Here is a 22,508-nt window from a genome sequence, read left to right on the forward strand (position 1 = left end):
CCCTTATCACCTTTTTTAGAACCTATCACTAAAATTTGTACAACCAATTTGAGGAGGAAACACTAAATGGCAAACATTACTGCACAATTAGTAAAAGAATTACGCGAAAAAACTGGCGCTGGAATGATGGATTGTAAAAAAGCATTAGTACAAACTGATGGCGATTTAGATGCTGCAATCGATTTCCTACGTGAAAAAGGTCTTTCTTCAGCTGCTAAAAAAGCTGACCGTATCGCTGCAGAAGGTACAACTTTCATCTTAGAACAAGGTAACGAAGCAATCATTCTTGAAGTAAATGCTGAAACAGACTTCGTTTCTAAAAACGAAAAATTCCAAGTATTAGTTTCTTCTTTAGCTGAGCAATTACTTGCTGCTAAACCTGCAACAGTTGAAGCTGCTTTAGAGCTTGCAAATGCTGAAGGTGTGAAAATTGCAGACCAAATTTCAACTGCAGTTGCAACAATCGGTGAAAAAATCACTCTTCGTCGTTTCGAAGTGAAAACAAAAACTGATGCAGATGCATTCGGTTCTTATCTACACATGGGCGGTCGCATCGGTGTGTTAGTTTCTTTAGAAGGTTCTACAGATGCTTCTGCTGCAAAAGATATTGCTATGCATATCGCAGCTATTAACCCTACTTATGTTTCTCGCGATGAAGTTTCTGCAGAAGAAGTTGAACGTGAGCGTAAAGTATTAACTGAACAAGCTCTTAACGAAGGTAAACCAGAAAACATCGTAGCAAAAATGGTTGAAGGTCGTCTTGGTAAATACTTCGAAGATGTTTGCTTACTTGACCAAACATTCGTTAAAAACTCAGATCAAAAAGTACGTGATTTCGTTGCTTCAACTGGCGGTTCAGTAAATGGCTTCGTACGTTATGCTGTAGGTGAAGGTATCGAAAAACGTGAAGATAACTTTGCTGAAGAAGTAATGAGCCAAGTTAAAGGTAACTAATTTAGCTTGCATTTGATCTTAATCAAATAATATCTAGATTTTCTAGAAAAAAATGGGGAACACAACATAGCGTGTTCCCTATTTTTCCGAAATGAACGAAAAAAAGATAAAATTGGTTCATCAACCACTCGTTATGGTGATGAACCATATAATTTCTTATTCTGCCTTATTCATAACTAGCAATTATTGTTATTTATACTATAATGGAAAAGGGAATAGAGATGTTTTAAATAAAGTCTGACGGAGGTTTACAATGAGTGTGCCACAATATAAACGAGTAGTTATAAAATTAAGTGGTGAAGCGTTAGCTGGAGAAGCGGGCTTCGGTTTATCACCAAAAATAATCAAGTCTGTTGCAGAAGAAGTAAAAGAAGTAGTAGATCTTGATGTTGAAGTTGCTGTTGTTGTAGGTGGCGGTAATATATGGCGTGGAAAAATCGGTAGCGAAATGGGAATGGATCGTGCGGCAGCCGACTATATGGGTATGCTAGCAACGGTTATGAACTCTTTAGCGTTACAAGATGCACTGGAGAAATTAGGAATTGAAACACGTGTACAATCTTCAATTGTAATGACACAAGTAGCAGAGCCATATATTCGCCGTAAAGCAGTTCGTCATCTAGAGAAAAAACGTGTAGTAATTTTTGCAGCAGGTACAGGTAATCCATTCTTCTCTACTGATACTACAGCTGCGTTACGAGCGGCTGAAATCGACGCAGATGCGATTTTAATGGCGAAAAATAATGTAGATGGTGTTTATTCTGCAGATCCGAAAATAGATGCAACTGCCGTTAAATATGATACACTCACATACTTAGACGTTATTCAACAGGGCTTACAAGTAATGGATTCAACAGCTTCTACTTTATGTATGGATAACGATATTCCGTTAATTGTCTTCTCAATTACGGAACCAGGTAATATTAAACGTGCCGTACAAGGCGAGAAAATTGGAACAGTTGTTAGGAGGAATGCATAATGGCTAAACAAGTTTTAGAACAAGCTAAAGAAAAAATGAACAAAACAATTGCCGCTTTTTCACGTGAACTAGCTTCAATCCGTGCAGGTCGTGCAAATGCTTCTCTATTAGATCGCATTACGGTTGATTATTATGGTGCACCAACACCGATTAATCAGCTTGGAGGTGTTTCGGTACCAGAAGCGCGATTATTAGTTATTACACCTTACGATAAAACAATCTTAGGTGAAATCGAAAAAGCGATTATGAAATCAGATATTGGTATTACACCAACAAATGATGGATCTGTTATTCGTTTAATGATCCCGGCTTTAACAGAAGAGCGTCGTAAAGATCTTGTGAAGCAAGTGAAAAAAGAAGCAGAGGATGCAAAAATCGCTGTACGTAATGTTCGTCGCGATGCTAATGATGATCTGAAAAAACTTGAAAAAGCTGGCGAAATCACAGAAGATGGTCTACGTGGCTACGGTGAAGATATTCAAAAATTAACAGATGAATTCATTGTTAAAGTAGATCAAGTTACGAAAGAGAAAGAAAAAGAAATTTTAGAAGTGTAAGCAACTCGCTTTGCATATCTATGATGGAACTTTTTGATGAGATGAAGGCGTCCTATAAATATCAGGACGTCTTTTCTCTTTACTTTTAAATTATTATGTAAAAGATGTAGTAAAGTCTTATACATTAAACTTTAACTTCTTTCATCAGAAGTCCCCCACCTCTATGAGTGGTGAGATGAATGCGGATTTAAGCTACTTTTCAGCGGATGTCCAAACACCTGATGAAAGAAGTTAAAGCCTCCGGCGGATGTCACGGAATCGGAGAGGAGTTCTTAGGGGATGTTAGCCTAAAACCATCGCATCCATGCGATAACGGCTAACTGACCTGCATCGGTAAAAACGCCACGTCCTGTGGCATTACCGAAATGACCGACATCGTGTCGGCCCTCGTGCAGGCCTAAGCACAAAGCCGATTCCGGACGCAATTATGCCGAGGCATAATTGATTAGTTTTAGGGAAATACCTTTCATCTATTTTTGCTTTCTTTTAAGATTAAGAAGAACTGTTCTTTACTTAAGCGAAATACATTATTGAAGATTGAACGAAATAAGGGAAACACCTCTTAATATTCATACTTGAGTGGGCATGATAAAAGTTTTCTAGCCTTTCTTTATAAAGGGATCATCACCAAAAGCTAGGGATGACATTTTGTTAAAACGTATATCATGAGGATAAGTTGATTGGAGTGGAGACTGGGCGACTACTTGGGGATTAGCGAAAGAGGAACGAAGGCTAAAAACATCACGTTCTGTGATAACGCCTGCGTCAGCAACAAAGCGCCCAGTCGGAACGGAAATCAACCCCACGTTATGGTTTATGGTGATAAGCCTAAAATGTGTGTAGTTCTAAAATAAGATAGTTCATACATAGTCAATTTAGAGGGAAAAAAAAGACAAAAAGCGCTTTTGTTTGTTATGATAGGTTAGTATACGTCCGATTAGTTGTAGTGGGGGAGTTAGCATGTTTAAAAAGCTATTAGGTAAACAAGTAAATATGGATTCACAATCATTGGAGGAACGTGTTGCCCTTGCTAAAAACGAGCCGATTCCTGCCCATGTAGCGATTATTATGGACGGAAATGGACGTTGGGCGAAGAAACGTGCCATGCCACGTGTTGCTGGGCACCACGAAGGTATGAAAACAGTACGAAAGGTAACTAGATTTGCATCAGATCTAGGTATTAAAGTTTTGACGGTGTATGCGTTCTCTACAGAAAATTGGAAGCGACCAAAACCTGAGGTCGATTTTCTAATGCGTTTACCTGTGGAATTTTTAGGTTCCTTTTTACCTGAAATGATGGAACGCAATGTACGTGTTGAAATGATAGGAGATCCATCTTTGTTACCTGCACATACGCAAAAAGCGTTGTTTGAGGCGATGGAGGAAACGAAACATAATACAGGATTAATTTTAAATTTTGCTCTGAATTATGGAAGTCGTTCGGAAATGGTTAATGCCATGAAAACCATGCTTCAAAAGGTGCAGGAAGGTCAATTAACGATGCAAGACATAACAGAAGAATGCTTGACATCTCATTTAATGACGGCTCATCTACCTGAGCCAGATTTATTAATTCGTACTAGCGGTGAAGTGCGTTTAAGCAACTTTATGTTATGGCAGCTCGCCTATACAGAATTTTGGTTTACAGATACATTGTGGCCAGATTTTAGTGAGGAAAACTTACTGGAAGCGGTGGAAAACTATCAGAAACGTAATCGCCGTTACGGTGGGTTGAAGGGAGAAGAAACAACTTGAAACAACGAATTATCACAGCAATAATTGCAGCAGCGTTATTTATTCCATTTGTTATTTATGGAAAAGTGCCGTTTACAATACTTGTGCTTGCAATGGCTGTTGTTGGCTTTTATGAAATCCTAAAAATGAAAGGTATTTCACTATTTTCAGTGCCTGGTTTTTTAGGGCTACTAACATTAATACTACTTGTTATACCAAAGGACTGGTCAAGTAAGGTAGTAGATGCATTTGGCTATTCCTCCGATTTAATGGTTGTGTATGGTCTAATGATGCTATTGCTCATATATGTAGTCCTTGTAAAAAATAAAATTACATTCGATGAAGTTGCATTTATTTTATTAGGTGCGTTTTATGTCGGGTTAGGCTTCCATTACTTAATCGAAACACGAAGCTATGGTCTAGAGTTTGTCGTATATTGTTTACTTGTAGTTTGGACAACTGACTCAGGTGCATATTTTGTTGGAAGAAAACTAGGTAAAAATAAGCTATGGCCTGAAATTTCACCGAAGAAAACTGTAGAAGGTTTTGTAGGTGGCATTGTTATTGCAGTAATCTTTGCTGTTGGTATGCAGGCAATTTATCCATTTGCGAATGGTGGCTATGTCTCGCTTATTTTCATCACAATCTTGGCATCAATTATTGGTCAAATGGGCGATTTAGTGGAATCGGCTATAAAGCGCCATTTTGACGTAAAAGATTCAGGCAAAATTTTACCTGGGCATGGCGGTATTTTAGACCGCTTCGATAGTCTACTATTCGTCGTGCCTTTACTACATTTTTTACACTTTTTTTGGTAACTAAAAACAATAGTGGCTCATCGGACGCCTCTAAAAAGCGCCCAGTCGGAACCGAAATTAACTCTACGTTATGATGATGAGCCCTAATAATAGCATTTTCCTCTAAACAGAGTGGTAATAATCGTGCTATATCATTTGCTGAGATAGAAAAAGGGGACAATTTGTCGTGAAAAAAATTAGTTTACTTGGTGCAACTGGTTCAATCGGTTGGCAAACCTATGATATTTTAAAAGAACAACGCGATGCCTTTCATTTAGTGGCGTTTTCTTCAGGAAAAAATATCGAAAAAACGCGTGAAATGATTGAAACTTTAAAGCCTGAGCTTGTATCTGTTCAATTAGAAGAAGATGCAATAATGCTCGCTAATGATTATCCACAAGTACACTTTACGTTTGGTGCAAAAGGACTTGTAGAGGTTGCTACACATCCTGATTCGACAGTGCTTGTAAATGCGGTTCTTGGAAGTGTTGGACTAGAATCGACATTGGCCGCAATTCGCATGGGCAAAACTATTGCCATTGCCAATAAAGAAACGCTTGTAACCGCTGGACATTTAGTAATGGCAGAGGCTAAGAAATACAATGCAACAATTTTGCCGGTAGATAGTGAGCATTCAGCAATTTTCCAATCGATGAATGGTGAGAATCCAAAAAATATTGAACGTTTAATTATTACAGCTTCTGGTGGTAGCTTCCGTGACAAAACACGCGAGGAATTGAAGCATGTAACGGTTGCAGATGCACTAAACCACCCGAACTGGTCAATGGGTGCGAAAATTACGATAGATTCTGCTACAATGATGAATAAAGGACTAGAAGTCATTGAAGCACATGTCTTATTTGACATGCCATATGATAAAATTGATGTACTTTTGCATAAAGAAAGTATTATTCACTCCCTAGTTGAGTATCATGATACTAGTGTCATTGCACAGCTAGGTACGCCGGACATGCGTGTACCTATCCAATATGCATTAAGCTACCCAGATCGTATGCCTCTGCATAACGGACAACGACTTAATTTAGCACAAATTGGTCAGTTACATTTTAAAGAAATGGATTTTGAACGTTATCCAGCATTGCAATTAGCATATGAGGCTGGGCGCACAGGCGGTACAATTTTAACAGCGATGAATGCAGCGAATGAAGCGGCAGTTGCGGCATTTTTACAAGGGAAAATAACTTTCCTTGAAATTGACGAAACGATTGAGCGTGTAATGCAAGCACATAACAACATATTAGTGCCAGATTTGCAAACAATTTTGCATGTAGACAGTGAAACAAGAAAAACAGTGTTAGACATGGTAAAATAAAGAGAAAGATATCGATAACTATTCGCTTTTAAAGGTGGGGGATTATGCAAACAGCTATTGCATTTATTTTAATATTTGGCCTACTTGTATTCTTCCATGAATTTGGTCACTTCTTGTTTGCGAAACGAGCAGGAATTATGGTTCGAGAATTTGCAATCGGTATGGGACCGAAAATTTATGGGAAAACACATGGTGAAACAATCTATACGCTACGTTTATTGCCGATCGGTGGTTACGTGCGTATGGCTGGTGAGGACATGGATGGCGCCGAATTACAGCCGGGCTATCGAGTAGGGCTTATTGTAGATGAAGATAATGTGGTAAAGAAAATTATCTTTAATCAAAATAATAAGCAATTACCAGATTTATTATTTTTAGAAGTTGAGCGTGCCGATTTAGAAAAGGATTTGTTTGTAGAAGGCTACGATGAAGAGGAAAAATTAGTTCGTTATAATGTTGCAAGAGATTGTATTCTCGTAGAAAACGGTAAAGAAACGTTAATTGCACCATATGACCGTCAATTTAACGCTAAAACAGTCGGTCAACGAGCTATGACAATCTTTGCAGGCCCATTATTTAACTTTATATTAGCTTTTGTTATTTATATGCTGATTGGTTTAATTCATGGTGTGCCTACGTATGAGCCAATCATTACAGAAGTAGTAGAAAATGATCCAGCTGCACAGGCAGGAATGCTTGCAGGGGATAGAGTAGTTAACATTGACGGACAAGCGGTTGAAAAATGGCAAGATTTAGCTGCTATTGTACAAGATCATCCAGGTGAAGATATTACTGTTATAGTTGATCGAAATGGTCAGCAAGTTAACCTAAATATGAAGGTAAAAGAAATAGAACAAAATGGCGATAAGTATGGTCAAATAGGGGTTAAGTATGAGAGCCCACGTGAATTTAATCCGTTAAAGTCTGTTGTTTATGGCGCTCAAGAAACTTATAATATGACTGCTAAAATATTTGAATTGCTTGGTATGTTAATTACCGGTAAATTCACGATAGATGCTTTATCAGGTCCAGTAGGAATTTATAAAGCGACAGAGCAGGTAGCTCAATATGGATTCATCAATTTAATGAATTGGGCTGCGATGTTAAGTATTAACCTTGGAATTATGAATTTACTACCGCTTCCAGCACTTGACGGTGGTCGTCTATTGTTCTTTGGTTTCGAAGCAGTAAGAGGCAAACCAATCGATCGTCAAAAAGAGGGGCTTGTTCATTTTGTAGGTATCGTCCTATTAATGATCTTAATGGTCGTAGTTACATGGAACGATATACAACGATTTTTCTTTTAACTAAATGAAAGTTAAGTTAAGTTTTTCAAGTAAAACATATTTAGAAGAAGCCCTGGCAATTACGCCAAGGTGAAAATTGATTGGAAAAACATAGCTTTGAGCGCAATTTTTTTGAAAGATTGCGTTCAAAGCTAAATTTGTTTATGCTAATTAGAGTATAAAACTTATCTATTAAAAAGGTGGAACACTGAATGAAGCAAAGTAAAACATTTATCCCAACGCTACGTGAAGTACCTGCTGATGCAGAGGTAAAATCACACAAACAATTACTGCGTGCAGGGTTTATTCGTCAAAATACAAGTGGGGTATACTCGTATTTACCGCTTGCAAAACGTGTGTTAACAAAAATAGAAAATATTGTTCGTGAAGAGATGGAAGCAATCAATTCAGTTGAGCTTTTAATGCCTTCATTACAATCTGCAGAACTATGGCAGGAGTCAGGCCGCTGGGAAAAATACGGTCCAGAATTAATGCGTATAAAGGACCGTCATAATCGTGATTTCGCATTAGGGCCAACACATGAAGAAGTGATTACAACTTTAGTACGCGATGAAATCAAATCTTATAAAAAATTACCGCTAACACTTTTCCAAATTCAAACTAAATTCCGTGATGAAAAGCGTCCTCGCTTTGGTTTACTACGAGGCAGAGAGTTTATTATGAAAGATGCATACTCTTTCCATGCATCGCGTGAAAGTTTAGATGAAACATATGATGATATGTATCGTGCTTATTCAAATATTTTCTCCCGTCTTGGTTTAAACTATCGTGCAGTTATTGCAGATGCCGGCTCAATTGGTGGGAAAGGTACCCATGAATTTATGGTGCTTTCTGAAATTGGGGAAGATACTATTGCATACTCTGATACATCTGACTATGCTGCGAACATTGAAATGGCAGAAGTTCTTGTAGACTATCAACCATCAGATGCAGCATTAAAAGACATTGAAAAAGTGGAGACACCAGATCAAAAAACGATTGAAGAAGTATCAGCTTTCTTAAATGTTGACCCTTCAAATGTCATCAAGTCATTAGTATTTGATGTAGACGGTGAATTAGTGGTAGTACTTGCTCGTGGAGATCACGAAATTAATGATATTAAACTGAAAAATGCACTTGATGCTGGTTCTGTTGAACTTGCTAGTGAAGAGGCAATCCGCGAGTTATTAGGCTGTGGAGTTGGTTCAATCGGTCCTGTTAAATTACCAGTAGACATAAAAGTAGTAGCTGACAAAGCTATTAAATCGATTCGTAACGGTGTAGCTGGTGCAAATGAGGATGGGTTCCATTTAGTAAATGTTAATCCAGAGCGTGATTTTGCAGTGAATGAATACTTAGATATTCGTTTTATTCAAGAGGGTGATCCATCTCCAGATGGACAAGGTATTATTAAATTTGCAGAAGGTATCGAGGTTGGTCATATTTTCAAGTTAGGCACAACTTACTCTGAAAAAATGAATGGTACATTCTTAGACGAGCAAGGTAAGGCACAGCCATTTATTATGGGATGCTATGGTATTGGTGTATCACGTATTTTAGCTGCTGTTGCAGAGCATTTCCAAGATGACAATGGTTTTGTTTGGCCAACACAATTAGCTCCTTATGATATCCATGTTGTACCTGTTAATACAAAGGATGAAACACAGGTTGCCTTAGCTGATGAGCTATATGGCTTATTGAAATCATACCGTTATGATGTGCTATTTGATGATCGTGCAGAGCGCGCAGGGGTTAAATTCGCAGATGCTGACTTAATTGGCTTACCTGTTCGTGTAACAGTAGGTAAAAAAGCGACTGAAGGTATTGTTGAGGTTAAATTCCGTCAAACAGGTGAAACGTTCGAATGGAAAAAAGAAGAGGTCATTGATCGCTTAAATGAATTTTTCCGCAAACATTAACTTCCTTAAAAACTTCTGTCCCAAATGGTATTAAATAGATAAAAAATTCGCGCCACTTCTCGGGGACAGCGAGCCAAGCATGAATTCATAGATGTTTAGGATTTGTGAGGCTTGATGGTCGCCCGCGGAAAGGGTGCGAATTTTTTTCTTCAAATCGTAAATGTTGGTGAGGAAATAAAACAAGGGGCATGTAAGTCTGCCTCTTTCTGAAAGTAGGTGTCAATAGATTGGAACAGCAACAAGAAGCAAGAACAAGGTTTCAAATGCTCTTGCAACAACTAGAATTAACAGATGATGTGTATATGTCTTTTTTTGAGGAAGGTGAATTATCACGACTAACTGTACACAAAAAGAATAGGCTATGGAATTTTACCATTAAATTACGAGATATACTTCCTTTTTCATTATACCAACTTTTTCGTACTCGCTTAGCTGAGAAATTTTCAGCTATCGCTGAAATCCACACAACTTTTGATACGGTAGAGCAAAATGTTACGGAGGAGCTTGTCCAACAATATTGGTTAACAATAGTAGAGCAAATCGATGATATGGCGCCAACTTTAAAAAATTGCCTAGTATCGCAAGTCCCTATGTGGAATGGGCAAAAAATTACGTTGTCCTGCATGCAAGAAATGGAATTTATGATGCTGAAAACAAAGTATGCAGAAAAGATTTCTGCAAGCTATAGTCAGTTCGGCTTTCCGCATATTGTGAGTGATTTCGTGCTTCAAGATCAAACAGAAGAAATGATTGCGGCACAGGAAGCTTTCATGGAGCAGAGGCGTTTAGAAGAAGCCGCTTTAGCTCAGCAAGCAATCCAAGATTACCAAAAACGTGAGAAGGAGAAGAAAGAAAATCCTGCTCTTGCCAATCTTGGTGATCGACCATTCCAGCTTGGTATGTTTATTAAAGATGATGAAACAATGGAAATTAAACGCATTGTTGAGGAAGAACGTCGTGTGATCATTGAAGGCTTTGTATTTGATGCAGAAGTTAAAGAGCTGAAAAGCGGTCGTTCTTTATTGCAAATTAAAATTACCGACTATACAGATTCCATCGTTGTAAAAATGTTCTCACGTGATAATGATGATGCGGAACTTATGCAATATTTGAAAAAGGGTATGTGGGTAAAAGTACGAGGCTCCGTACAAACTGACACATTCATTCGTGATTTAATCGTTATGGCAAACGATATCAATGAAATCAAAAAAGAAACACGACAGGATAAGGCTCCAGAGGGAGAAAAACGAGTTGAATTGCATTTGCATACACCAATGAGCACAATGGACGCTGTGACACCAGTTGATAGACTTGTTGCGCAGGCTGCGAAGTGGGGTCATCCAGCGGTAGCTATTACCGACCATGCTGTTGTGCAGTCCTTCCCAGAGGCTTATGCAGCAGGGAAAAAGCATGGTATAAAAGTTATTTATGGCTTGGAGGCTAATTTAGTAGATGATGGTGTGCCGATTGCTTATGCAGCTGAGCATCGATTATTAGATGATGATACCTTTGTCGTGTTTGACGTAGAGACGACAGGTCTGTCTACTGCTTACGATACGATCATTGAGCTTGCCGCGGTGAAAATTAAAGATGGGCAGGTAATCGACAAATATGAGAGCTTTGCCAATCCCCATCACCCACTTTCTGCGACGACCATTGAACTGACAGGCATTACAGATGATATGGTACGAAATGCACCAGAAGTGGAGCAAGTCATTAAGGAGTTCCATGCATTTATCGGAGATGGCATAGTAGTAGCCCATAATGCATCATTTGATATTGGCTTCTTATACACAGGCTATAAAAAATATGGGCTAGAGGGAACAATTCATCCAGTTATTGATACGTTGGAGTTAGCTCGATTACTTTATCCAACGATGAAAAACCATCGTTTAAATACACTTTGTAAAAAATTCAATATCGATTTAACTCAGCATCACCGGGCTATTTACGATACAGAAGCAACCGGCTTCTTACTTTTACAGCTGTTAAAAGATGCAGATGAATTAGGTATTAAATATCACGATGACTTTAATAAGCATATTGGTGGCGGGGATGCCTATAAAAAGGGACGACCAATGCACTGCACGATATTAGCAGTAGATAATGTTGGACTAAAAAATTTATTTAAATTAGTTACCCACTCGCATACAAAATCGTTCTATCGTGTACCTCGTGTCACACGAGCGGTCCTAGAGCAATATAGAGAAGGGTTATTAATCGGATCAGGTTGTAATAATGGTGAATTATTTGAGACGATGATGAATAAATCCCCAGAGGAAGCAGAGCAAGTTGCGAGATTCTATGATTATATTGAAGTTCAACCAAAGGCCGTGTATGCACCGTTAATTGAGCGCAATGTCGTACGTGATGAATGGACGCTTGAAGATATTATTCGCAAGCTTGTAAAGCTAGGAAAGAAAATGGATAAACCCGTTGTAGCTACCGGTAATGTCCATTACTTAGATCCAACAGATGGGATGTTCAGACAAATTCTAATTGGCTCTCAAGGTGGCGCCAATATTTTAAATAGATCGAAGTTGCCTGAAGTTCATTTTAGAACTACTGATGAAATGCTTGAAGAATTTGATTTTTTAGGACCGGATCTTGCGAAGGAAGTTGTTGTTACCAACTCTCAAAAAGTCGCCAATATGATAGGCGATGTAAAGCCAATTAAAGATGATTTATATACACCAAAAATTGAAGGCTCAGATGATGAGGTTACAAATTTAACCTATGAAATGGCTCATCTTATATACGGAGAAGAGCTTCCAGAAATCGTAAAGGCCCGAATTGAAAAGGAATTAAAATCAATTTTAGGACATGGTTTCGGAGTAATTTATTTAATTTCTGCAAAGCTTGTGAAAAAATCATTAGCTGATGGCTATTTAGTAGGTTCCCGTGGTTCAGTTGGATCTTCACTAGTAGCGACCTTTATGGAGATTACTGAAGTAAATCCACTTCCACCTCATTATATTTGTCCAAATTGTAAGCATTCCGAGTTTTTTAATGATGGTTCAGTAAGCTCAGGCTTTGACTTACCAAATAAAGATTGTACGGAATGTGGAACACCGTATAAAAAGGATGGGCAAGATATCCCATTCGAAACGTTCCTTGGCTTTAAAGGAGATAAGGTACCTGATATCGATTTGAGTGCGACACGTTGTTAACTGAAAAGGTTAACCACCTTAGTTGGTAGAACTGCTATTTCGAAGTGTGGAATGAGAGAGTAACGCCTTGAAACACACTCGCTGAAGCTACGACAAGCGTAGATGGTATTGCAAACACCAAAAACGTTTGAAGCTCGTTAAAGTAGGCTGAAGTTCACCCAAACAGTTCGGCTGTGGAAAGAGAGATAGAAATCTCTTGTGAATGATAGGCCTGGCGTCTATAAAATTCCTATGGTTAGAAGCGGTAGAATAACCGAGACGAACCCTCGACTGACTTTTCGTGAATGTCACGTAGTAGAAATGCTACGGGGTCCAGTTAGGACTTCTAGGTGTGGATGAGTAAGTGTTAGGTTATGAAAATCCATATTGTGTTACAGGCACAATCCAGCCTAGCGGAATTTAGAGGGAACCTAAGGGAATTATGTACAGATAGAAATAGTGGAACGTGTGAAGCTCCTAACGTAAGAGAAGATTGCACTTCAATGACGACGGTGTATGGAAATGCTAAATGGCTATAACATACTTTAAAGGAGTGGCAGTAGTGCCGTAGTACTGACGAAGAAATGCTGTTGATGACTGAATAACCAATAAGTCGGAGGGAAAAACATTTCAGAGGGAAGGGCACAAGTCGTTAACGTTGAAACAAAACCTACAATAAGTCAGATTCGTGTATGACTAAAGAGAACGAAAACTTCGTAAAGGAAGTGATTAGTTGGCTGACTTAATGATTCAAAAGTTAAGAAATAACGAATATTTTGGCTTACAAGAGACATTTGATAATCTCTTTATAGAAAGCGAAAAGGGTCGATACTTTACAGATATTTATGAGCTGATTATTTCTGAAGAAAATATTTTACTCGCTTTTCGTAACCTAAAAAGTAATACAGGTAGTAAAACGAAAGGTACAAACGGACACACAATTAAACATTTAAACAAAATGAATGCCGACAAGCTAATAAAGATAATAAGAAAAAGACTTGAAAACTACAAACCACATTCGGTTAAAAGGTTGTTTATTCCGAAGCCAAACGGAAAAATGAGACCACTTGGAATTCCTACGATTGAAGATAGATTGATTCAGCAAATGTTCCTACAAGTGCTGGAGCCGATTGTAGAAGCTAGGTTTCATCCTCAAAGCTACGGATTTAGACCGAAAAGAAGCACACATGATGCATTAGCAAGGTGTTATCATTTGGTTAATCATAGTCATCAACACTTTGTGGTCGATATAGATATTAAAGGATTTTTCGATAACGTTAGTCATAAAAAGCTTATGAGGCAATTATGGACAATTGGTATAAGGGACCAAAAAGTTTTAACAATTATTAAAAAGATGCTAAAAGCTGAAATTACAGGTGAAAGTATTCCGACAAAGGGAACTCCACAAGGCGGTATCTTATCCCCGCTTCTTGCTAATATAGTATTGAACGAATTAGATTGGTGGGTATCGAACCAGTGGGAAACAAAGCCGACAAAAGTACCTTATAAACTGAAACGAAATAAAACGGATGCTCTAAAGAAAACAAGGTTAAAGCCTATGTACCTTGTCAGATATGCAGATGATTTTAAAATCTTTACAAACTCTTTTGAAAACGCTCGAAAGATTAAAGTAGCTGTTGAAAAATGGCTAAAAGAGCGTCTAAGGCTTGAGGTAAGTGAAGAAAAGAGTAAAATCACGAATCTACGTAAAAACGGTACAGATTTTTTAGGGATACGATTTAGGGCTGTTCAAAAAGGCAACGCTAAAACAGGGTATATCGTAAATTCTAAAATGGACCCTAAAGCAAAAGAAAAAGTGCAAGGGATTATAAGGTATCAGTTAGTTAAACTTAGAAAAAGTCCTACTCCAGAAAAAGTGATGAACTTTAATGCAAATATTCTTGGACTGCATAACTATTACAAAATTGCGACCAGGATATCACAAGATTTCAATGCAATAAGACATAAAGTGCATCCGAATATCAAATCATTGTTGTTTAGAAACATATTCGTGAAAACGAGGGAAACAAACAATGTCATTGATAAATTTTATGGGGATTACAATTATCAAAGATTTAAAAGTAATGGATTGCTGGTATATCCTATTGAAGCAATTCGACATGATATACGAGGACAGAGAAAGCCTGAATTTACGATTTACAATGAGAAAGACAGGTCCTTAATTCATAAAGATTTAAAACATGTGTCTGTACGTGAAATTGAGATGTTTCGTAAAGGAATATATAAAGCTAAAAGTGTTTTGTATGAAAATAATCGCCTGAGTAAGTATGTGGCTCAAAAAGGGAGTTGCGGAATAACAGGAGAAAGACTTACTCCACATCAAGCCGTTTGTCATCATATTAAGCCGACAGCTCACGGTGGAACAGACGACTATGATAACCTGATTATTATCAACAGGAGTTATCACATGCTTGTTCATACAAAAGACCCGCTCGCTTATAAAGATTATGTAAAGATATTAGCTCGATTCGAAAAGAAGGCTATAAATAAAATAAACGAACTAAGAACGGAAGTAGGAAATCCAAAGCTTAGTTTATAAATTTCAACAAAGTTAACGATGGAACGCCGTATGACGCCGAAAGGGTCACGTACGGTGTGGGACGGGGGAAAAGCTGGAGATAATATCAAAAGTTTACCTATCGTCATACTTCTCCGGGGAATATCAACCACAAGCTCATAACTATACGAAGGTACTATTCGGTGAAGATTATGTATATCGTGCCGGGACAATCGGTACTGTTGCGGAGAAAACAGCTTATGGCTATGTAAAGGGCTATGCCAATGATAACAATCTACATTTCCGCGGTGCCGAGGTAGATCGATTAGTGCAAGGCTGTACAGGCGTTAAACGTACATCAGGACAGCACCCTGGAGGAATTATCGTAGTACCAGATTATATGGATATTTATGATTTCTCACCAGTGCAATTCCCTGCGGATGCACAGGATGCAGAATGGCGTACAACGCACTTTGATTTCCATTCCATTCACGATAATATTTTAAAGCTTGATATACTTGGGCACGATGATCCGACTGTGATTCGGATGTTGCAGGATTTATCAGGGATAGATCCAAAAACGATTCCAACTGATGATCCAGTCGTTATGAAAATCTTTAGTTCTCCAGAATCTTTAGGCGTAACAGAAAAACAAATTGGCTGTAAGACAGGAACACTTGGCATTCCTGAGTTCGGTACCCGTTTTGTACGCCAAATGCTTGAAGATACAAAGCCATCAACATTCTCGGAGCTCGTGCAAATTTCAGGACTATCTCACGGAACAGACGTATGGCTGGGTAACGCGCAAGAGTTAATTCAAAACGGTACATGTGTGCTGAAAGAAGTAATCGGCTGTCGTGACGATATTATGGTGTATTTAATTTATCAAGATCTAGAACCGTCACTGGCGTTTAAAATTATGGAATCCGTGCGTAAAGGGAAAGGATTATCTGAAGAATTTGAAGCGGAAATGCTGGCGAATAAAGTACCAGGCTGGTATATCGAATCATGTAAAAAGATAAAATACATGTTCCCGAAAGCCCATGCTGCAGCTTACGTGTTAATGGCAGTTCGTATTGCATGGTTTAAGGTACATTTCCCAATTCTTTATTATGCAGCGTATTTCACAGTACGTGCAGATGATTTTGATTTAATTGCCATGGTACAGGGCCCGCAAATGATTCGTACAAAAATTGATGAAATCAATCTGAAGGGCTTAGATGCTTCAACAAAAGAAAAAAACTTATTAACTGTAATGGAACTAGCACTAGAAATGTGTGAGCGTGGTATGAGCTTCCAGAAGGTGGACTTATATCGTTCACATGCTAGTGAATTTATCATTGATGGGAACACTTTAATTCCACCATTCGATGCGATTCCTGGACTTGGTACAAACGTTGCTAAACAAATTGTAGCAGCACGTGAGGACGGAGAATTTTTATCGAAGGAAGATTTACAGCAACGAGGACGAGTATCCAAAACATTAATAGAATATATGGATCAATTGGGTTGTTTAGAAGGAATGCCTGATGCCAATCAGTTATCACTTTTCTAAGAAGGTTAGTTTTGAAGGCATCTTCATCAAATTCACGAATAACTTCTCTGCATTATGTTCAAATTAAGGCTTATAAAGTTGGGGATGACAATTTGTTAAAATGTATACCATGTATATAGTTGATTAAAGGTAATGCTGGGCGACTCTGGGAAAGCGCCCAGTCGGAACGGAAATCAACCCCACGTTATGATGATGAGCATAAAAATAAAGCACAAATCTCAATTTCCAGACACAATTAGGGCTATCTATAACTTCTTTCAAGAAATGTTTTCTGTAGCGAAAGCGAAGCGTCAGAAGTCTCCCGCCTCTATCGGTGGTGAGACTGACCTGCATCGGTAAAAACGCCACGTCCTGTGGCATTACCGAAATGACCGACATCGTGTCGGCCCTCATGTTGTTTGCTGTCGCTACGTTAGCACTGCGCTTTTGCACAAAAAACATCTGCTGCTGTCGCGCAATAAACATCTGCAGGCCTAAGCCCAAAGCCGATTCCGGACGTAATTATGCCGATTCATAATAGATTAGATGTCTAGAAAAAGGAAATTTGCATTGTGCTGTAAACTATGCTATCCTTATTGTAATAATTTGTTGATATTTTTCCAGCAAAAGAGTGGGACCTTCCCGCTCTTTTCTGTTGTTATACCGTAGCAAAACAAATTTTGACTAACAGCAGGTAAGACCGTTAAATTTCACCAAAGCTACTGGTGGAATTTCTGTTTTATTACGCCAGATTTTGATAGATACAGGAGGAAACAATGAGCAAAGTACCATCTTTAATTGAAGAGCTCGCTAAACCGATTGTTGAAGAGTTGAATCTTGAGCTTGTAGATGTCGAGTTCGTAAAAGAAGGACGTAACTGGTTTTTACGTGTTTATGTGGATACACCTGAGGGTGGAATTGACATTGAACAATGTGCTCAAGTTAGTGAACGACTAAGTTTGCTATTGGATGAAAATGATCCAATTACACAAAACTATTATTTAGAAGTTTCTTCACCTGGAGCAGAACGTCCATTAAAAAAAGATACTGATTTTGAAAAAGCGATTGGCAAATTTATTTATGTTAAAACCTATGAGTCCATCAAGGACATGAAGGAATTCCAAGGCTACTTAACGTCATATGATGAACATACATTAGTGATGGAAGTACGCATTAAAACGCGTAAAATTACAATAACGATTGAACAAGAAAAAATCGCATTGGCACGACTTGCCATCGATTTTTAAGCATAATGCATATTTAGGAGTGAAAACAAAAATGAGTAGTGATTTGTTAGATGCGCTAAATGCGCTAGAAGAACAAAAAGGAATTTCAAGAGATGTGTTAATTGAAGCAATAGAAGCGGCATTAGTTACAGCTTACAAACGCAACTTCAATCAAGCACAAAATGTTCGTGTGGACTTAAATTTAGATAAGGGCTCTATTCGTGTCTTTTCACGTAAAGATGTTGTTGAAGAAGTAGAAGATGAACGTTTACAAATCTCTGTAGAAGATGCCAAGGCAATCAACCCTGCATATCAATTAGAAGATATCGTGGAGCAGGAAGTGACACCTCGAAACTTTGGTCGTATTGCTGCACAGACAGCGAAACAAGTTGTTACACAACGTGTGCGCGAAGCAGAACGTGGCCTAATTTACGAGCAATATGTGGACCGTGAAGATGATATCGTAACTGGTGTAGTTGAGCGTCTAGATGCTCGTAATATTTACGTAGGTTTAGGAAAAGTAGAGGCTGCATTACCACAAAACGAACAAATTCAAGGTGAAACATATCATCCACACGATCGCATTAAGGTCTATATTACAAAAGTTGAACGTACAACACGCGGACCACAAGTAATTGTTTCACGTACACATCCTGGTTTATTACGCCGCTTATTTGAAATGGAAGTACCTGAAATCTACGAAGGTATCGTAGAAATTAAATCAATCGCTCGTGAAGCAGGGGACCGTTCTAAGATCTCTGTTTATGCACATAACGAAGAGGTAGATCCAGTAGGTTCATGTGTAGGGGCAAAAGGCGCTCGTGTGCAAACAATTGTAAATGAATTGAACGGCGAAAAAATCGATATCGTTGAATGGTCAGAAGATCCAGTTGTGTTTGTAGCAAATGCTCTTAGCCCATCAAAGGTTTTAGATGTTCAAGTAAATGAAGAAGAAAAATCTACTACAGTTGTTGTTCCAGACTATCAATTATCACTAGCAATTGGTAAACGTGGTCAAAATGCTCGTTTAGCTGCCAAGCTAACTGGCTGGAAAATTGATATTAAGAGTGAAACAGATGCTCGTGAGTTAGGTATTTATCCATCTGCTACAAGCACTTTCATACCTGCTGAGGATGAAGAAAGTGATTTTGATGATGTGGCAGTTGACTTATATCAAGACGACGAAGAATAAGTAAGAAAGCCCGTGTGACTAGTTAACTACCATTATTCAGTAGGCGTTGGGCTGCGCCGACTGAATAATGGCAGAGCCTACAATGGAAAATATTACGGTAATAAATTAAAATGCAAGTATATAACCAATGTAGTGCATGGCTAGTCCACCTCTTACGACAAGCTTCAGAGAGGAAAGGTGATTCTTATGGCTATTAATAAAAAAGTACCTCTTCGAAAATGTGTAGCTACTGGAGAAATGCTACAAAAGAAAGAAATGATTCGTGTCGTTCGTTCGAAAGAGGGCGAGGTAAGTGTAGATGTCTCCGGGAAAAAACCTGGACGTGGTGCCTATGTCTCTAAATCGGAGGAAGCGATTGAAATCGCCCGAAAGAAAAATGTTTTAGGGCATCAACTTGATGTGAAAATCCCTGAAGAAATCTACGATGAACTTATATTGTTGATTCGTAGGGAGTCTATACTATGATCAATCAAGCAGTGCATAATTTGCTTGGAATAGCGGCAAGAGCCCGTAAAGTGATTTCAGGGGAAGAGTTAGTAGTAAAGGAAGTTCGCAATGGTAATGCTAAGCTAGTACTGCTTGCAAACGATGCTTCTAAAAACTCTAGCAAAAAAATTCAAGATAAATGCACGTACTACAACGTTGAGTATCATGTAATTGGTGATCGTTATGATCTAGGACATGCTACAGGTAAAGAGGCCCGAGTGGCTTTAGCTATTACCGATAAAGGTTTTGCAAGCAAATTGTCTAGTCTACTCAACGAAAAATAATCGGGGGTGAGCAGATGACCAAAATCAGAGTTCATGAATATGCGAAACAAGTGAATAAAACGAGTAAAGAGGTTATTGAAGCACTAAATAAATTAAATGTGAGCGTAACAAATCATATGTCAATGTTAGAAAAAGACATAGTGACAAAGTTAAACCAAACATTTAAAAATATTAAAGATGTGAAGCAACCTACTCAAAATGTATCGCAAAAACAACAGCAACCGGTAAAAAAGCAAGAAGGGCAAAAGCAACAATCTGCTACTTCTAAGCCTAAAACAAGTAATCAGCAACAAACGCGTCAAAACTCAAATTCGTCTAACGAAAAATCTAAGAATACAAAAGGTAGTCAAAATCGAAATATGACAAATAATAATAATAACAATAATAATAATAATAATAATCGCAGAGGTGGCGGAGGTTACAACCAACGTCCAAGACCAGGAATTCATGGCGGAAAACGTCGCCATCCAAAAACACACCAACCAAGTCAGCCAATGAAACAAAAGGAATTACCAGAAAAAATTACTTTTGTTGAATCACTTTCTGTAGCAGAATTAGCTAAAAAATTACACCGTGAACCATCAGAAGTTATTAAAAAATTATTTATGCTTGGTGTAATGGCAACAATTAACCAAGAATTAGATAAGGATGCAATTGAATTAATTTGCGCAGACTATGGTGTAGAAGTTGAAGAAGAAATTCGTGTAGATATTACGGATTTAGAAACACACTTCGAACAAACAGAAGAAGTTAACGAGGAGAACTTATCAGAACGTCCTCCTGTAGTGACAATTATGGGACACGTTGACCATGGTAAAACTACATTGTTAGACTCTATTCGTAATACTAAAGTTACCGCTGGAGAGGCTGGAGGTATCACTCAGCATATCGGTGCGTATCAAGTAACTGAAGGCGACAAAAAAATTACTTTCCTTGATACACCAGGACACGCTGCGTTTACAACTATGCGCGCGCGCGGTGCGAAAATAACGGACTTAACGATTTTAGTGGTAGCTGCGGATGATGGCGTTATGCCACAAACAGTAGAAGCAATTAACCACGCAAAAGCAGCAGAAGTACCAATTATTGTTGCAGTTAACAAGATGGATAAACCTTCAGCTAATCCAGACCGTGTGATGCAAGAGTTAACAGAGCATGGCCTAGTTCCTGAAGCTTGGGGCGGCGAAACTATTTTCGTACCAATCTCTGCATTAAAAGGCGAAGGCATTGACACATTACTTGAAATGATTTTACTTGTCGCTGAAGTTGGGGAACTAAAAGCGAACCCTAATCGCTTAGCACTTGGTACAGTAATTGAAGCACAGCTAGATAAAGGTCGAGGCTCTGTAGCAACGCTTTTAGTACAAGATGGAACATTAAAAGTTGGGGACCCAATTGTTGTTGGCCATACTTATGGTCGTGTACGTGCTATGGTGAATGACAAAGGCCGTCGTGGGAAAGAAGCTGGACCATCAACGCCAGTAGAAATCACAGGTTTAAATGATGTACCACAAGCTGGCGACCGTTTCGTTGTCTTTGAAGACGAAAAAACAGCACGTCAAGTTGGAGAAACTCGTGCAATGTCAGCGATTCAAGCACAACGTTCAGAAAAACAACGCGTAACGCTTGATAACTTATTCGAACAAATGAGTCAAGGCGAAATGAAAGAGCTTAACTTAATTGTTAAGGCTGACGTTCAAGGTACTGTAGAAGCTATGGCTGCATCATTAATGAAAATTGATGTTGAAGGCGTAAACGTGAAAATTATTCACACTGGTGCTGGAGCGATTACAGAATCAGATATTTCTCTTGCTGCGGCTTCAAATGCAATTGTTATCGGCTTCAACGTTCGTCCAGATGTCAATGCAAAACGTGCAGCAGAAGAAGAGGGCGTAGATATTCGTCTACACCGCATTATCTATAAAGTAATCGAAGAAATTGAACAAGCAATGAAAGGTATGCTTGATCCAGAATTCGAAGAAAAAATTATTGGTCAAGCAGAAGTTCGACAAACAATTAAAGTATCAAAAGTTGGTACAATTGCTGGTTCATACGTAACAGAAGGTAAAGTAACTCGTGATTCAGGCGTACGTGTGATTCGCGATAACGTAGTAATTTTTGAAGGTGAATTAGATACACTTAAACGTTTCAAAGATGAAGTAAAAGAAGTTGCCAGAGGTTACGAATGTGGTATTACAATTACAAACTTCAACGATATTAAAGAAGGCGACATTATTGAAGCCTATATTATGGAAGAAGTTAAACGTGCTTAATGATTGTTTACGCAGAGGTTGAATTTATTATTCAAACTGCCCATTCGTTGAAGGAAAAACGTGCTGTCTTACAGCGTATGATTACCCGCACGAAACAAAAATTTAATGTATCCATTGCGGAAATTGACCATCAAAATGTATGGCAACGCACGAAATTAGCGCTTGTTGCTGTTTCTTCTTCAAAAGAAGCAGCCGAGCGTGAGATTAATCACGCGCTTCACTACTTACAGTCAAATCCATCTTGGGAACAGCTAAATGTGTGGCGAGACTATTTATAAGTAACATTA

At 38.4% G+C, this 22,508-nt stretch carries 17 protein-coding genes and 2 pseudogenes; 18 read left to right on the forward strand and 1 reads right to left on the reverse strand.

What is annotated here, in order from left to right:
* Nucleotides 1-66 precede the first annotated feature (66 nt).
* From tsf to ACFCYJ_RS00455, 12 genes and pseudogenes are all read left to right on the forward strand, one after another.
* Complete coding sequence (gene tsf / locus ACFCYJ_RS00400) at nucleotides 67-954, forward strand: translation elongation factor Ts (protein ID WP_376069194.1); 888 nt, start codon at nucleotides 67-69, stop codon at nucleotides 952-954.
* 253 nt (nucleotides 955-1,207) lie between these two features.
* On the forward strand, nucleotides 1,208-1,933 hold the full coding sequence (gene pyrH, locus ACFCYJ_RS00405) for a UMP kinase (protein WP_376069197.1): 726 nt from the start codon (nucleotides 1,208-1,210) through the stop codon (nucleotides 1,931-1,933).
* Nucleotides 1,933-2,490, forward strand: coding sequence for a ribosome recycling factor (gene frr, locus ACFCYJ_RS00410; RefSeq protein WP_079560488.1), 558 nt, complete (start codon nucleotides 1,933-1,935; stop codon nucleotides 2,488-2,490). Before pyrH ends, frr begins: the two co-directional genes overlap by 1 nt.
* A 680-nt stretch (nucleotides 2,491-3,170) precedes the next feature.
* Nucleotides 3,171-3,344, forward strand: a complete 174-nt coding sequence (locus ACFCYJ_RS00415; RefSeq protein ID WP_376069201.1) for a hypothetical protein — start codon at nucleotides 3,171-3,173, stop codon at nucleotides 3,342-3,344.
* 106 nt (nucleotides 3,345-3,450) lie between these two features.
* Complete coding sequence (locus ACFCYJ_RS00420) at nucleotides 3,451-4,245, forward strand: undecaprenyl pyrophosphate synthase (protein ID WP_376069203.1); 795 nt, start codon at nucleotides 3,451-3,453, stop codon at nucleotides 4,243-4,245.
* Nucleotides 4,242-5,042 (forward strand): phosphatidate cytidylyltransferase, encoded by an 801-nt coding sequence (locus ACFCYJ_RS00425; RefSeq protein WP_376069205.1) that lies wholly within the window; start codon nucleotides 4,242-4,244, stop codon nucleotides 5,040-5,042. Before ACFCYJ_RS00420 ends, ACFCYJ_RS00425 begins: the two co-directional genes overlap by 4 nt.
* A 166-nt stretch (nucleotides 5,043-5,208) precedes the next feature.
* Nucleotides 5,209-6,354: a 1-deoxy-D-xylulose-5-phosphate reductoisomerase gene (gene dxr, locus ACFCYJ_RS00430; protein WP_376069208.1), complete on the forward strand. Its 1,146-nt coding sequence runs from the start codon at nucleotides 5,209-5,211 to the stop codon at nucleotides 6,352-6,354.
* 44 nt (nucleotides 6,355-6,398) lie between these two features.
* The gene (rseP, locus tag ACFCYJ_RS00435; protein ID WP_376069210.1) at nucleotides 6,399-7,661 is read left to right on the forward strand and encodes an RIP metalloprotease RseP; all 1,263 of its coding nucleotides are present in this window, start codon (nucleotides 6,399-6,401) and stop codon (nucleotides 7,659-7,661) included.
* A gap of 191 nt (nucleotides 7,662-7,852) precedes the next feature.
* Nucleotides 7,853-9,559: a proline--tRNA ligase gene (locus tag ACFCYJ_RS00440; protein WP_376069212.1), complete on the forward strand. Its 1,707-nt coding sequence runs from the start codon at nucleotides 7,853-7,855 to the stop codon at nucleotides 9,557-9,559.
* Between the two features lie 227 nt (nucleotides 9,560-9,786).
* Nucleotides 9,787-12,714: pseudogene (locus ACFCYJ_RS00445) on the forward strand (PolC-type DNA polymerase III); the annotation flags it as partial.
* A gap of 727 nt (nucleotides 12,715-13,441) precedes the next feature.
* Nucleotides 13,442-15,268: a group II intron reverse transcriptase/maturase gene (gene ltrA / locus ACFCYJ_RS00450; protein ID WP_376069215.1), complete on the forward strand. Its 1,827-nt coding sequence runs from the start codon at nucleotides 13,442-13,444 to the stop codon at nucleotides 15,266-15,268.
* A gap of 109 nt (nucleotides 15,269-15,377) precedes the next feature.
* A pseudogene (locus ACFCYJ_RS00455) lies at nucleotides 15,378-16,781 on the forward strand (PolC-type DNA polymerase III); the annotation flags it as partial.
* A gap of 123 nt (nucleotides 16,782-16,904) precedes the next feature.
* Here the strand turns inward: ACFCYJ_RS00455 and ACFCYJ_RS00460 are convergent.
* Nucleotides 16,905-17,213, reverse strand: a complete 309-nt coding sequence (locus tag ACFCYJ_RS00460) for a hypothetical protein (RefSeq protein WP_376069217.1) — start codon at nucleotides 17,211-17,213, stop codon at nucleotides 16,905-16,907.
* A 323-nt stretch (nucleotides 17,214-17,536) separates the two neighbouring features.
* On the opposite strand from ACFCYJ_RS00460, the gene rimP reads away from it, so the two are divergent.
* From rimP to ACFCYJ_RS00490, 6 genes are all read left to right on the forward strand, one after another.
* Nucleotides 17,537-18,007, forward strand: coding sequence for a ribosome maturation factor RimP (gene rimP / locus ACFCYJ_RS00465; RefSeq protein ID WP_376069220.1), 471 nt, complete (start codon nucleotides 17,537-17,539; stop codon nucleotides 18,005-18,007).
* A 31-nt stretch (nucleotides 18,008-18,038) separates the two neighbouring features.
* Nucleotides 18,039-19,178 (forward strand): transcription termination factor NusA, encoded by a 1,140-nt coding sequence (nusA, locus tag ACFCYJ_RS00470; RefSeq protein ID WP_376069222.1) that lies wholly within the window; start codon nucleotides 18,039-18,041, stop codon nucleotides 19,176-19,178.
* A 186-nt stretch (nucleotides 19,179-19,364) separates the two neighbouring features.
* Nucleotides 19,365-19,643, forward strand: a complete 279-nt coding sequence (gene rnpM, locus ACFCYJ_RS00475) for an RNase P modulator RnpM (protein WP_376069225.1) — start codon at nucleotides 19,365-19,367, stop codon at nucleotides 19,641-19,643.
* Nucleotides 19,640-19,948, forward strand: a complete 309-nt coding sequence (locus ACFCYJ_RS00480; protein ID WP_053483263.1) for a YlxQ family RNA-binding protein — start codon at nucleotides 19,640-19,642, stop codon at nucleotides 19,946-19,948. Before rnpM ends, ACFCYJ_RS00480 begins: the two co-directional genes overlap by 4 nt.
* Before the next feature lie 14 nt (nucleotides 19,949-19,962).
* Complete coding sequence (infB, locus tag ACFCYJ_RS00485) at nucleotides 19,963-22,221, forward strand: translation initiation factor IF-2 (RefSeq protein WP_376069228.1); 2,259 nt, start codon at nucleotides 19,963-19,965, stop codon at nucleotides 22,219-22,221.
* Nucleotides 22,221-22,499 (forward strand): DUF503 domain-containing protein, encoded by a 279-nt coding sequence (locus ACFCYJ_RS00490; protein WP_004225006.1) that lies wholly within the window; start codon nucleotides 22,221-22,223, stop codon nucleotides 22,497-22,499. The genes infB and ACFCYJ_RS00490 overlap by 1 nt, the downstream gene beginning before the upstream one ends.
* The last annotated feature ends 9 nt before the right edge of the window (nucleotides 22,500-22,508 follow it).

It is taken from the genome of Lysinibacillus sp. NPDC056232, from assembly GCF_042267565.1.
Classification (GTDB): Bacteria; Bacillota; Bacilli; order Bacillales_A; family Planococcaceae; genus Lysinibacillus.